General features: G+C 59.0%; 12 protein-coding genes and 1 pseudogene. 6 read left to right on the top strand and 7 right to left on the bottom strand.

Annotation, left to right across the window (positions count from 1 at the left end; all coding sequences use genetic code 11):
* Positions 1-373: 373 nt before the first annotated feature.
* Positions 374-1,711 carry an extracellular solute-binding protein gene (locus tag IVA92_RS22635; RefSeq protein ID WP_247280403.1) on the top strand — a complete coding sequence of 446 codons (1,338 nt, stop codon included), beginning with the start codon at positions 374-376 and terminating at the stop codon, positions 1,709-1,711.
* A 394-nt stretch (positions 1,712-2,105) separates the two neighbouring features.
* Here the strand turns inward: IVA92_RS22635 and IVA92_RS22630 are convergent, their stop codons facing one another.
* Together IVA92_RS22630 and IVA92_RS22625 are read right to left on the bottom strand one after the other, a co-directional pair.
* Positions 2,106-3,542 (bottom strand): IS1182 family transposase, encoded by a 1,437-nt coding sequence (locus IVA92_RS22630; protein ID WP_247280402.1) that lies wholly within the window; start codon positions 3,540-3,542, stop codon positions 2,106-2,108.
* Positions 3,543-3,698: 156 nt separating this feature from the next.
* Positions 3,699-4,130 (bottom strand): cupin domain-containing protein, encoded by a 432-nt coding sequence (locus IVA92_RS22625; protein ID WP_247280401.1) that lies wholly within the window; start codon positions 4,128-4,130, stop codon positions 3,699-3,701.
* A 416-nt stretch (positions 4,131-4,546) separates the two neighbouring features.
* Between IVA92_RS22625 and IVA92_RS22620 the strand changes: the two are divergent.
* Positions 4,547-5,210: pseudogene (locus IVA92_RS22620) on the top strand (IS110 family transposase); the annotation flags it as partial.
* Positions 5,211-5,347: 137 nt separating this feature from the next.
* Here the strand turns inward: IVA92_RS22620 and IVA92_RS22615 are convergent.
* Entirely contained in the window at positions 5,348-5,803 is a 456-nt protein-coding gene (locus IVA92_RS22615; protein ID WP_247280400.1) for a hypothetical protein, read from the bottom strand.
* Between the two features lie 1,177 nt (positions 5,804-6,980).
* Here IVA92_RS22615 and IVA92_RS35800 point away from each other — a divergent pair.
* Positions 6,981-7,103 (top strand): hypothetical protein, encoded by a 123-nt coding sequence (locus IVA92_RS35800; protein WP_256464980.1) that lies wholly within the window; start codon positions 6,981-6,983, stop codon positions 7,101-7,103.
* Between the two features lie 1,342 nt (positions 7,104-8,445).
* Here IVA92_RS35800 and IVA92_RS22610 read toward each other — a convergent pair.
* Positions 8,446-8,853, bottom strand: coding sequence for a hypothetical protein (locus tag IVA92_RS22610; protein WP_247280399.1), 408 nt, complete (start codon positions 8,851-8,853; stop codon positions 8,446-8,448).
* Complete coding sequence (locus tag IVA92_RS22605; protein WP_247280398.1) at positions 8,850-9,095, bottom strand: hypothetical protein; 246 nt, start codon at positions 9,093-9,095, stop codon at positions 8,850-8,852. The genes IVA92_RS22610 and IVA92_RS22605 overlap by 4 nt, the downstream gene beginning before the upstream one ends.
* Before the next feature lie 250 nt (positions 9,096-9,345).
* Here IVA92_RS22605 and IVA92_RS22600 point away from each other — a divergent pair, with 250 nt between their 5' ends.
* Both IVA92_RS22600 and IVA92_RS22595 read left to right on the top strand, forming a co-directional pair.
* Positions 9,346-9,513, top strand: a complete 168-nt coding sequence (locus IVA92_RS22600) for a hypothetical protein (RefSeq protein WP_247280397.1) — start codon at positions 9,346-9,348, stop codon at positions 9,511-9,513.
* 158 nt (positions 9,514-9,671) lie between these two features.
* Positions 9,672-9,944: a hypothetical protein gene (locus IVA92_RS22595; RefSeq protein WP_247280396.1), complete on the top strand. Its 273-nt coding sequence runs from the start codon at positions 9,672-9,674 to the stop codon at positions 9,942-9,944.
* 859 nt (positions 9,945-10,803) lie between these two features.
* Here the strand turns inward: IVA92_RS22595 and IVA92_RS22590 are convergent.
* Together IVA92_RS22590 and IVA92_RS22585 are read right to left on the bottom strand one after the other, a co-directional pair.
* On the bottom strand, positions 10,804-11,025 hold the full coding sequence (locus IVA92_RS22590; RefSeq protein WP_247280395.1) for a hypothetical protein: 222 nt from the start codon (positions 11,023-11,025) through the stop codon (positions 10,804-10,806).
* A gap of 382 nt (positions 11,026-11,407) precedes the next feature.
* A complete protein-coding gene (locus IVA92_RS22585; RefSeq protein WP_247280394.1) occupies positions 11,408-11,623 on the bottom strand; it encodes a hypothetical protein in 216 nt (71 codons plus the stop codon).
* 223 nt (positions 11,624-11,846) lie between these two features.
* Between IVA92_RS22585 and IVA92_RS22580 the strand changes: the two genes are divergently transcribed.
* Positions 11,847-12,053 (top strand): cold-shock protein, encoded by a 207-nt coding sequence (locus IVA92_RS22580; RefSeq protein WP_247280393.1) that lies wholly within the window; start codon positions 11,847-11,849, stop codon positions 12,051-12,053.
* Positions 12,054-12,263: the final 210 nt, after the last annotated feature.

Raw genomic sequence — 12,263 nt, 5'->3', positions numbered from 1 at the left:
CCCCGACGCTCGCATAGGGTCAGTAAGAGCAGTTCCGGCCAAGTCGCGACGGAGCTATTACAACGAAATACTGCCGGCCTTTTTCAACGGAATCGGCCAGAACCGGAAGCACTTCATGGAGTGAGACTCTCGCTTCCCGAAGGGAAGTGATGCTCGTCGGGCAGCATGGCTGCCGGATATATCGCTTGCTATAGCACAACTAAGGGTTTTGAATTCCGCAAGCGCGCCAGCTAACGCGGGTTCTATACCTAGCGTGTAATTGTTCGAACAATCGTTCTGCGCGGATCTCGCGTGCTGCGGGCCTCTTTTCCGCGGAGGGCCGATGAAGCACACAGGAAACAAGATAGCCCATTGAACAGCGTGGAGGGAACAGATGTCGCGAAAGGTTTCTCGACGACAATTTGTAGCCGCGTCAGTCATGTCTTCCGCTGCGCTCGTCACTGCGCCTTATGTGCACGGCGCTTACGCCGCCGGTAAGCTATCGATAGGTTTCTGGGACCACTTTGTGCCGGGTGCCAACGCGACCTCCGCCGATCTCGTCAAAGAATGGGCCGAAAAGGCAAAGGTCGAGGTTCAGATCGATTACATTGGTAGCCAAGGCAACAAACTCCTTCTAACCGGCGCTGCCGAAGCGCAAGCGAAAGCCGGACACGACATTCTTGCGATGACAACGTGGCGTGTTCACAATTATGCCGAACGGCTCGAGCCGGTGAACGATGTCATGGAGCCGATCCTCAGGCAGAACGGCGAGGTGAACGGTACGGTGAAGTATCTCGGCCAAGTAAACGCCAGTTGGATGGCTGTTCCCGCCACTGTCGGCAGTCAAATCCAGGCTCCCTGCTCTCGCATAGATCTGATGAAAAAATACGCCGGCATCGACGTGCAGGCGACGTACCCGGCGGGCGGCCCGCCGCGGGCCGACAGTTGGACTATGGACATGTTCCTGAAGGCGGCTGAAGCGTGCCACAAAGGCGGCTTCCCCTTCGGCATCGGATTGGGCGAGACCGTCGACAGCGTAGTTGCCGCCGGTGCATTCTTTCAGTCATTCGGCGCGCAGCTGGTCGATGCCAACGGCAATCTCACCGTCAAGACCGACGAGGTGCGCCAAGCGCTGGCATTTTACAAGAGGTTGATCGCGTTCCTGCCCCCCGACGTGCCGGCGTGGGACGATGCTTCCAACAACAAATGGCTGATCTCAGGCAGGGGGGCGCTGATCCTGAACCCGCCGAGTGCTTGGGCGGTGGCCAAGCGCGATGCACCGCATATTGCCGAGCAATGCTGGACTCATGGCTTCCCAGCTGGCCCGAAAGGCCGGTTTGCACCGTATAACCCTTTCTTCTGGGGCATCTGGAGTTTCTCCAAAAACAAGGAAGCGGCCAAGAGTCTGCTAGCGCATCTCTCCCGGCCGTCGTCGATTGAAAAGCTGGTAGTCGCCAGCGGCGGTTATGATCTCCCAGCCTACGAGAACTTCACGAACTTAGAGGTCTGGGCGGAAGCAGAGCCGCCGAAGGGCACGCTGTATCACTATCCCAATCCCTACAATCATCAGAAACTATCAATCGCGGCTTGGCCCGCTCCGCCAAAGATCGCCCAGCAAATCTTCGCGCAGGCGACGATGACCAAGATGTGCCTCCGGTACTCGCGGGGTGAAACGATGGAGAAAAGCCTCGCGTGGGCGGAGGGCGAGTGCGAGGGCTTTATGCGGGGCTGAAGACGGGAGGTATGGCGGCTCGCTCCACGTAGCGGACCGGAAGTGGCCAAACGCGACCTGCGCTCATCTAACGTTCGCGCAATTGGGTGCCCAACGCCTGCACGGGCCGTTCTCTCGAACTGCCAGCGGGCTGCAACCCAAGTCTCACATGCAGATCCGCCGGGCGTCGCGGCCATGTTCGTCCTTGGTCCGTCCGCGCGCCGGAAGCCGACCTCAGAGGGTAGCAACAGAGAGGTAGCTAAGGGCCCAGGCTGGGTGAAAATCGCGCAACTTGGGGCGCTCCGGGGCACTTCGCGGCCGCCGAGCTCTAATTCGGTGGAATCGATCTCCCGTCATCTCAGTGGCAACCAGGAGCTTCATGTAGGCGCTGATTTGATCGCTCAGAAGGCCGGCCTCACGCCCGCATCGCCGCCAGCAATCCGCCCACGCCCACGATCATCATCACGCGCTTCATGTTGTAGGCGAGGACGTTGAGCGCCATCTCGGTGGCCACCTTTGGCAGCCTTTTCGTGAGAAAGTGTGTTGCTCCCATCCAACACTTCATCGTGCCGAACGGATGCTCCACTGTCTGACGGCGGACACCCATTGCATCGGGGTTTTGGTCGAGCCGATTTTGAACTCTCTCCAGAACAGCTTCGTGCTCCCAGCGTGAGATGCGGCGCTCGGGGCCTGTCGTGCACTGAGCTTTTAGCGCGCAGGTTTTGCAGGTGCTTGTCCAATAGCGGCGCAGTGTCTTTCCGTCCTCTATGTTCGTATAGTGATAAGTTAGCCGCTCGCCAGCGGGACAGCGATAGACATCGTCGGCAGCAACATAGACGAAGTCCTGTTTGCCGAAGCGGCCAGCAGCTTTGGCGCCCGAAGTCATCGGCTTCGGCAGCGTCACCGTGATGGCGGCTTCCTCGCAGGCCTTGATCTCCTCTCCATCGTAATAGCCGCGGTCTGCCACGGCTTCGAGCGTCTCGACAGCCATCTCGGCGCGAGCCTGTCCGGCCATGTTGACGAGTTGGTGGCGATCGGTGCCCACGTTGGTCACTTCGTGAGCCACGATGAGATGATGCTGCGTATCAACTGCAATCTGAACGTTGTAGCCAACGATGCCGGTGTCCTTGCCACTTGTCGCCATCGAGCGCGCGTCAGGATCGGTCAGCGAGATCTGCTTGTCCTCGCTCTTTATCATCTCCGCATTGATCGCATTGAGCCGGACGGTCTCCTCCTTGAGCTTCTCGATCTTACCCTTCAACCGCTCAACCTTCGCCTCTGGCACTGCATCGCCGTGCCGATCGGCGGTCTCGAGCTGCGAGAAATAGCGGGCGATGCTCTCGTCTATCCGCTCAAGGCGCCGCTTCATCTTCGCCTCAGTGAAGTTCTTGTCCCGCGCATTGACGGCCTTGAACTTCGATCCATCGATGGCGATGCTCGCTGCAACAAGCAGATCAAGCTTGCGGCACAGCGCGACGAACTCGCGGCAGACCTCACGAATGGCCTTGCCATTGTCCTTGCGGAAATCTGCGATGGTCTTGAAGTCTGGCGCCAACTGCCCGGTCAGCCAGATCATCTCGATATTGCGCTGGCATTCCCGCTCCAGGCGTCGGCTCGACGGCACGCGATTGAGGTAGCCGTAGATGTAGAGCTTGAGCATCATGCCGGGGTGGTAGCCGGGTCGCCCCTTGTCGAGTGGCTGGACACCGACAAATCCGAGCTTGTCGAGATTGAGACCGTCGACAAACACGTCGACCGCCCGCACCGGGTTATCCTCGGTCACATAGTCGTCGAGCGATGCCGGAAACAATGTGCTCTGCCCGCGATCCAATCCTTCAACAAAGCGCTTCATCGGATGCCCCGCAAAATCGCCGGGAATCTTACCGCGCGAATCACAGGAAACAGAGCCTTTTCACACAGCCTGGGCCATAAGCCGACGCTCCGCGAGCGAAGCGTCTACCTCCTCCGAAGTGGTCCCGAGGGACATCGCCCCTCGGGAAACCGACGGCTAAATCGGCTTCACAAGTGGTTTGCCCTTCTCGACAATGTAGTTGATCAAGAGCCGCGTTTTGGCGTCTGCGGGCTTACCGCCCGCGTGTGGCGTTTCGGGTGGGATCTGGAATGCTTCCCCAGCTTTGATGATGCGCGTCGGTTGCCCCTCGACTGGAAGCTCGCCACCACCACCTTCCATGACATAAGTTGATTCGATACCAGGATGCGTGTGTCGGGGTATACCGACACCTGCCTCTATCGTCACGTCCATGATTATGGTGGTGTAACCTGGCACTGGGCCGTCAACTTGCGACAATATCTTGCGCGTAACTCCACCCGCTGACGAGGCTGGTTGAGTGCCTTGCGCGGAAGCATCGCTCGCCACGAATCCAGTAAGTCCACAAATCGCGCAAGATGCGATGCTCGCAAAATTCCTGCGTGTCAGCATGAATGTCCTCCTTTGATGCTCCGCTCGACGCAATACATTCGCACTTGCCTTCGGGAGCCGCGGCAAAAGGCTGAGTGGATGTGGACTCCAAAATATCTGGAGCCAAAGTTCGTTGAAAAATGCTGGCCGTCTGAGTCACGGCTCCGTCTCTTGCCCTGGGCGCGGGAGGCAGACCACCCAACGTGGAAAGGGAAACATGGACGCTATCTCAGTCTTCCGAAAAAGTCACTTACCGGTGCCAGTCGGCGTTCGATGCTTTGCCATTAAAGAACCAGTTCCCGCAAACTTACCTCGAAGTTGAGGGCACGACAGGTTGGCTCTCAGCTAGAGCACACTTCCGGTAATGGGATGGACCGGCTGCTTCCCCCGCGGGGATAGTCTGCAAAGATTACCCTGCAGCATCCGGAGAAGCACCCATGACCACCACACCTTTGGCCTCGATCGGCATCGACATCGGCAAGGAAGTCTTCCATGTCGTCGGTTTCGGCACTGACGGCAAGATCGCTTTCCGTCGCAAGATCAAGAGACTGGCACTCCTTGAGGTCTTTAAACGACTGCCTCCCAGCATCGTCGGCATGGAGGCTTGTCTCAGCGCGCACTTTGTCAGCCGTGCTCTGCGCCAACTTGGCCATCCGCCAAGGGATCATCCCTGCGATCTATGTGAAGCCGTTCGTGAAGGGACAGAAGAACGACTACAACGACGCCGAAGCCATTGCAGAGGCCGCCCTGCGGCCGAACCTGCGCGTCGTCCGAGAGAAGGCACAGGACCAGCTCGACCTCCAGGCTCTGCATCGGGTTCGCTCCCGCCTGGTCTCGCGGCGAACGGCGACCATCAATCAGATCCGTGCCTTTCTGATCGAGCAAGGCATCGCAGTCAGGACTGGGGCGACGGCTCTGCGCAACTCGCTTCTGGCGATCTTGGAGAACCGACAGGACGAGATATCGCCGCGAATGCGCGATCTGATCGTGGGTCTCTACGAAGACTGGATACATCTCGATGAGCGGATCGAGACCCTCGCCGGCGAGATCGACCAGATCGGCGAGAAGGAAGCCAACTGCCAGCGCCTCATGAGCATTCCCATCAAGGCCACGGCCCGCGAGCCGATCAAACAGGCCGGATACATATCAGCGACTTTCGAAACCACGCACGATCTCTATTGCGAAACGCAGCCGGTCCATACATTTAGTTTCGGCCGCAGGAGCAGGTTGGTCGCGGCTTAGCGCGACCATGGCCACGCGAACGACGGTTGCGGTTTTATAGCTTGCGGCCTGGCAATTGGCGCCGGCTTTGGCGCCTGGGCAACATTGGCCGACTGTCGCGGGCGCGGCAATGGTACTTCCTGCATGACCTTTGGCTTTTCTGGGATCGCGTTCGTAACTTCAGGCATCATCTCCTTTGGCGCTGAGGCGTTCGCCGTGGCACGGGCGAGTTGCTCCTGGTTTGCGTTGAGGCGATCGGTGAGCGTTTGACTTTCGCGTGCCATCTGGATCTGGATCCCTTTGACGTCGTCGATGACACGGTTGTTACGTGCGAGTTCTTCCTGGCCTGTCTTGAGTTGGCGCGCGACATTTTCATAGTCGCGGACCAAATTCTCTTGCGTCACGTTAAGCTGTTCGACTGCTTGCCTCAAGGCAGCGAGATCGCGCGTCATCGACTGCAGCTGCTGCGTCAAGTCGGAAACCAGGGCGATTGGAGATGGCGCCGCGTCTTTCGGTGCCGCAGCTTCTCGGGGGCCCCGGGTCAGGGGTGCAGGGTCCGAAGGGGCCCTCAACGCCGGTTGAGCGGAGGACGACCACCACCACCAAGCAGCAAAGGATACAGCCAACAGAGAGCAGACGAAGGCCACGTGGGGCTGTTTCGTCGGTTGATGGTTCGTTGCCGGTGCGCGAGACGTCTCCATGGTCGGCTGGACCGAGGGACGGTCTTCCGCATTGCGCGCCAAGTGCGAAAGCTCCTCCGCGATCTGCCGTTCCGCGACGCTGTCGTCCCGCGTGGAAGCCATTTGGTGCTCCATATGAACCCTTGACAACGGTGCTGAATTTCGTTGTTTAGCACAGTTTTAGCCTGTGCGCTCGGGCCCGGCGCTGCGCGCGAAGGCGCCGTCGGCGAGTGAGTCCCGATCGCCGAAAGTTCGAGGCTGATAGAGGCAGGAAAAAGCGCCTAAACTCCAGAGCGGCGTGTGCTTATGCCGACGTATGACGTCGAGTGGGAGGCTCGCGTGTCTTGCAGCGGGCGCACTCAACCTCCAGCCAGGCAAGTCCGCCACTTAAGCATTGATCGATCGTCGGGCAGGGCTGCGCAGGGCCTCCGGAGCATTCCATGCGCACAGACATCCGGCCGCTCCAGATTACCTCTCCACACTTTTCGCGGAGGATTCCGCAGGTGGCTTGTGAGGCGAGCCGCAGCCGAGAGCCCCACACTTCGGTCAAGCGCGACTGAGCCTAGCGGCTCCCGCAATCTAATGTCTCAACGTGGCTCGAACTGTAGAAGTGGCAAGCTCCGCGCGGAAAAAACGCCGCGCGCTCTCGCGGAAGAGGGGCGAGCTACTGGTCCCTGGTTCTCGCCGCGCCGAGGATATCCACTCCTCCAAACTGGAATGACCAATGCATTGCTTACTCTGCGATTTTCGGCACGCAACCCGAGGTTCGCGTGAGCAGCTACGGTGACAAGCTACAGATTTGCTCGCCGCTGCGAGCGAGTCCGAAGGGCAGGGCACTTCGCGATCCGTACAATCGCAAGAACCGGCTTCACGCTTTCGCTCGTCAGTGGCAGCGGACATTGGGAAATTTACGGGTGGCGATCCTGGTTGAGCCCCTAAAGGTCGGGTGTATGCTTGCCGGTGTATGTCCGTGATCCCTTTCCGAGCCAAGCCGAAGCGTTTGCGCTGGGCCTCCGCCGTCGTGGCGGCGGCGGTCCTGCTCGGGATCGCGATGGACCTCGCCGAGCTCGCCGATTGCGATCTTTGCCGTTGACGGCGATACGGTGAGACCCTAGCGGCAGATTTACCGGCTCGTAGGCTTCGATACGACGAAGCGTGGCGACAGGGCTCGCTGCGATGACGAACGCCGTCGGGCCGAGGCGGCGACCAGCAGGCTACGAGGGTTGATTGCCGAAGGCCAAGCCCAACTGCAGAGGGTCGCTTGCGGGCGAAGAGGGCACGTCTCGCTGCAACTACGGCCGGCTATGAGGCTCGCTCACCGTCGGCGGTCGGGATGTCGGTCAAATGCTCGTTGGCGAAGGCTTGGCGCGCCCTTACATCTGCAGCGCCACGCGCGGCCCTCCCGCGGGCAGGGCTGTTGTCCCTGAAACTGCCCCCCTGATGTCTGGGACAGCACCGCGGGGCAATGCGCGAGCTTGGACTACAGTTCCCCTGAAGAGATCGTCGCCCTGAAAGGACGCCGGCTTATGAAGGGTGCGACGGCCGATAGCCGGCGGTTCTCAAGGAGGCGCTGCTCTGGGAGGAGGAGCCGCTGAATAGCGGCGGCGAGTGGTGACAAATGTCCGCCCGGGCGTACTCTTCCACCACGAACGGAGCTTGATTCGTCATGCTGGAAACTGTTCTGGTGTTGTTGGGAATTGGCGCCGTGGCCCTTGTTGCGATTGCATTTTGGGGCTTTCGCAAGCAGATCCGACCTGGATAGGCGCGCCATCACGACGGTCGGTCTTCTATCTGCCGTTCACAATCCCGCTCCATCGCGGGATGACTGCTGAAGGATGGTCCGTTGGTTGAAGAACGAAGGAAGGCCCTCCGCGAGGAAGTTGACGAACCCGCGATCATGTTCGGGGGATGGCTCGAGCATCAGGTGCCGCGTCGTAAACCTGTCTGAGCAGGGCGCCGCTATCGAACTCCGGGACGCGAGTCTCGCACGTCCTCGGTTCGAACTCATGCTTGAACGTGACCGCTCAGTAAGGAAATGCCGCCTGGTTTGGGTCATGCTACGGTGCGGAGAACAGGCAGACGTGGATAGCGTCGATCACCAGTAGTTTTGCGAGTGTCGTTTACGTTAGCGATGACTGTACGTTTCTTCAGTCTTGCGCGAGCCTTGAGGGTGTACTGGCGCGGACTACCAGTAGAGGAGGAATGCGCCCCTATACATTGGTTTAACGTCACAGTGCGCCCCAATTCTCACCAAGTTTGCCGCACATCCTAAAGGAAAGACGGCACGACGGCACGGGAGGGCAGATAGTGATTGTCAAGAACATCGTCATTCCTTTGGAAGTCGAGTATTTGCAAAAGGCCGCAAAGGACCGTGGAATTTCTCGCTCCAAGCTTGTGCGGTTTGTGATGGAGAAGGTCGTGAACGATGAACTCGTTCATACGATTCTCGGCGAAAACGACTTGTCGAACGTTGAACCGCCATCGCAAAGGTATCGACGCTTCCGGAATCGATAGGGCGGATCTTTATCTCGAACCGAGGGGCAGCCGATATGGTTGGCAACAACGTTACCGAGGCAATCAATCATGCCTTGCACGAGGTGCAGGCCGCGCGGCGTGATCTCACCATGACGGGCTTCTGCATGCGGCAGGCAGAAGCGCTTCGCAGAATAGATCGAGCCAAAGCCAACCTTGCTGATCTGGTGCAGTCCCGGAATCATTAAGTTGTTCGGGAAGGAACAGCAGTATTGCCAATGTGCTGAAGCGACCAGAAGGCGATTGGAGCTGTGAGTAAGCTCAAAGGCAGCAGCTCCTCGCCGACCAGGAGGCGCGCGGCGCGTGCTCAAGCGGACCCCCTGGCGCCAGTGGTGTAGCCATGAAGCTCGAGGCGCAGATTCTGCGCCACGGCTATGAAGCCGCGGCGCTCGGCGCCGTCGCGATCGAGGTCCTGATCGGCAAGGCCGTCATTCGTCGCACTGTGCACGTCCATGGCCGCGCAGCAGGAACTGCGCCACGGCATCTCGACCGCGGTCGGCTGGCTCGCCCTCTGCCTGGTCAGCGGCGCCGAGCTGGCGGCGGCCTTCGCCATGCACGCGGGGATGCCAGCGACTGCGAGCGGTGCTTCTCGCAGCCTACTGGGGGGCGCGTCACTCCGGGGGGCGCGTCACTCTGCTGCCCCTTTCTACGGTGATTGCGGATGGCGACTCAGAAAAATTTAATATATTATTTATTTAATAATTAAATATCGGGGCCTTAATTGTGGCCTGAGACTTGGCCTAGAATGCTGGGCATCTCCCTCAGTCACGCATCTCGGGATAATCTGCAAGGACTCGGGTGGCATGGATCGAGATCACCTTGACGCGATGTCCATTGATGAATTGTGGGCGCTGCACACCGCAGTGGGACAGGTCCTAGCTATCAAGCTGATCGCAGCAAAGCGCGACCTTGAAGAGCGCCTTAATCAGCTCGGCCGGAAAGCAGACTGGAAGCATCCGGGGAAGCACTAAGGCCGGCAGAGTGTTGCGCGAGTGTTATAATTCGTGATTAATTTGATTAATTTAATTTGGGTTTTTTGAGTCGTTGCGTGATTTATTGTTGCCTCTAACAAAAGCGCGGCGCGGCCTTCCCACCCCATTTCCCTTGCGCTCGCTCGGAAGGTCCGGCCATGACTGGTTTCCATCATTTCCAGAATTCCCCAGCGTCAATGCGGTCGGCCGCTCCCTTCGAATGGGCCGACTTGCCCGAGCCGGGCAATCGCGGCGGTCGAGCGGATGCCGCCGCTGTTCTTCTGCTCCGCTTCGAAGCGCTCGCTGCTCAGATTGCTGAATTGGAAGCACTTCGCGAACACGTCCTTGAGGCTGAGCAGAAGATCGCCTCTTCTGCCTCCGCTCATGTCAGCCGGCCGCGCTCTGAAGGCAGTGAAGTTTCCCTGGTCTGATAGTCTCGCAGACAGACGAGTGAAGCGGGAAAGAAACGTTAGAAAGCCTGCCATCGAGCGTTGCTTTGTTTTTACTGCGGCGGCTGGTTTCTTTGCGATAGTTGGCCTGCTGATGATTGCATGATCGGCTCGCGGGAATTGGTCCGGAGTGCTAGGAGCCCGGGCCCATATCGACGTGAGTGCCAATGCAAACGAGCCCCTGCCGGTGCACGCGACAGGGGCCGTGCAGGTGGATGGCGCGAGGCTCATACGAGGTGTCGCACCAAGGACCGCAATAAACAGAACGTGTCGGCCAACCTTCTGGATGGCGCAAAAATTCAGCAAGTCGCGCAAATAAGCGGCGCGCAAATAAGCGGCAGAAGTACTGTTCAGTTGACCGCGATCCATTGGGCAGGACCGCCGTAGCCCTCCATGCGCACGGACCACGCCTCAGCTTCCGCCCGGTCAGCCTCGCGAACGGCCTCGTGGGCGCGCTCTCGGGCTCCCTGGGCACGGATACTCGCGCCCATGATCCGGCCGCCCCAAATGACCTCTCGCGACTTGGTGCCCATGGTGGATTGATTCCGCGCGGATGCAAGAGGCGCAAGCCGCTACAGCTTGCCGGCCTTGAGAGGGAAGGCGCCACACTTGGTCAATGCCGCGGGGTGAGGCCTTCACCACTGGCGCGTAAGAGCTCTCCTCCATTTTGTGCCAGATGAAGAGGGCGCACGGGCCTTCATGGGAGTGGCGCCTTTTAGGTCCAAACAATCTCCCGGCTGCTGAAGAGGGCGCCTCCCAAGCGAGCAACCTTGCGCACCACCCTGAAACAGGATGCCCGGATCTCAGCAAAGGTGTGGTTCAACCCGCAGAGAAGAGCGCTTCAGATGGCGCCAATCCTCACGCAGATTGCATGGGCGACAATGAACATGCTGAGGGCAATAAAAAACCATACGATATCGTCAGAGCCGCGATCTGGTGCAAACTCGCGATTTGCGTCTGTCTCCCTACCGTGAGGAATTACTGCAGCGGATTGCGTTGGACGTTTGGCGCGCCGCAGCTGTTTGACTACGATTTCTTGCTCGAGCGGGGCTTCGTGTTTCATGATTTCCGACGGTCTATGAGGAGACCGAGCGCGCTCGTGATAATCAAGATGCTTCCCGCGACGATCAGCCAGTGTGGCAGCTGCGGTCTAGAAAGCAGCTCGAATACGGCACTCATTGTTTTTGCCTTGAGTCGGGTCTCAAGCGATGAGCGGATTAATTGACGAGATGTGGGCCAGTGCGTCTGCGGTAGTAGCCTAATCGGCGCAACCGGGATGAGGAGAAGGATTGGCGTTAAGCCTTCTCGCCGCTGTTGGTCGATCTCGTGGCGGAGACGAGGCGGAACCGTTCCGCAGATAGTTCGCTTAGCACGCGTTGGCGGCAGGAAGCCGTCGGCATCGGCTGGCGGATTTTCCTCATTCCGCAGCAGAGAACGACGGGCGATCACCGGGGGGAAGCCTTCTGTAGGAGCTTTGTCTGCCGTTCCATTTGCACGGCGAGCTGCTTGCGTTCGAACTTCAGCGCAGCTTGCTGCTCAACGGTGTTATGACCGTCACGGTCCAGAACGCTGATCAGAAACATTTGGTCTTCAATGTGCCGCTGGCGTTTTTGAATGTCGCCCATCAAGTCTTCGAGCTCGTGTCGGAGGTCCAAATCCACAACAATACTCCTGAGGTAAAATATTGCTTAGGGGCGCCACTATGAACGACAACGGCTTAAACAAGGCTTTCCTTCAAACGTAGCGCCGATCTGGAAAACCGCCGGTGGCCCCAATCGTACAGGAAGCCCAACCGGCAACTCAGCACTAGAGCCGCTCGCCGGCGGGCTTTCTTTTTCAGCAATTTCTGGCAAATTGCACCCGTTCATTTGTGGAGATACGAGCGTGGCGATCGGTACTGTGAAGTGGTTTAACCCGACCAAGGGCTATGGATTCATCGCGCCGGACGACGGCGGTAAGGACGTATTCGTGCACATCTCTGCCGTCGAGAAAGCTGGCTTCACTAGCCTGGCCGAGGGCGCGAAGGTCAGCTACGAGATTGTCGCTGATCGCGGTGGCAAGCAGTCGGCCGGCAATCTGCGGATTGGCTAGGTCTTCCGCGGGGCTGGCGTGCCCTCGTGCTATGATCCGCCCGGCCCGGTCGATGAGCCGATCGCAATCTACGGTCCAAACTTTCCCGCCGGCTCTGAGCTCATGCCGATCGACTATGTAGCTGCTATGATACGCAATTTGCTGCTCGTGGCGGCTTGGACTGCACTCATCGCGATCATTTTTATGAGCTTGTCGCCTATCGGTCTCCGA

The sequence above is a fragment of the Bradyrhizobium sp. 154 genome (assembly GCF_023073875.1).
Classification (GTDB): Bacteria; Pseudomonadota; Alphaproteobacteria; order Rhizobiales; family Xanthobacteraceae; genus Bradyrhizobium.
This window is presented reverse-complemented; position numbering and strand designations above follow the sequence as displayed.

Coding starts and splice junctions, on each gene's coding strand:
- IVA92_RS22635 (WP_247280403.1), top strand. CDS start 374: ATGTCGCGAAAGGTTTCTCGACGACAATTTGTAGCCGCGTCAGTCATG.
- IVA92_RS22630 (WP_247280402.1), bottom strand. CDS start 3,542: ATGAAGCGCTTTGTTGAAGGATTGGATCGCGGGCAGAGCACATTGTTT.
- IVA92_RS22625 (WP_247280401.1), bottom strand. CDS start 4,130: ATGCTGACACGCAGGAATTTTGCGAGCATCGCATCTTGCGCGATTTGT.
- IVA92_RS22605 (WP_247280398.1), bottom strand. CDS start 9,095: ATGGCGAAGGCCGCCGCCAGCTCGGCGCCGCTGACCAGGCAGAGGGCG.
- IVA92_RS22600 (WP_247280397.1), top strand. CDS start 9,346: ATGGATCGAGATCACCTTGACGCGATGTCCATTGATGAATTGTGGGCG.
- IVA92_RS22595 (WP_247280396.1), top strand. CDS start 9,672: ATGACTGGTTTCCATCATTTCCAGAATTCCCCAGCGTCAATGCGGTCG.
- IVA92_RS22590 (WP_247280395.1), bottom strand. CDS start 11,025: ATGAAACACGAAGCCCCGCTCGAGCAAGAAATCGTAGTCAAACAGCTG.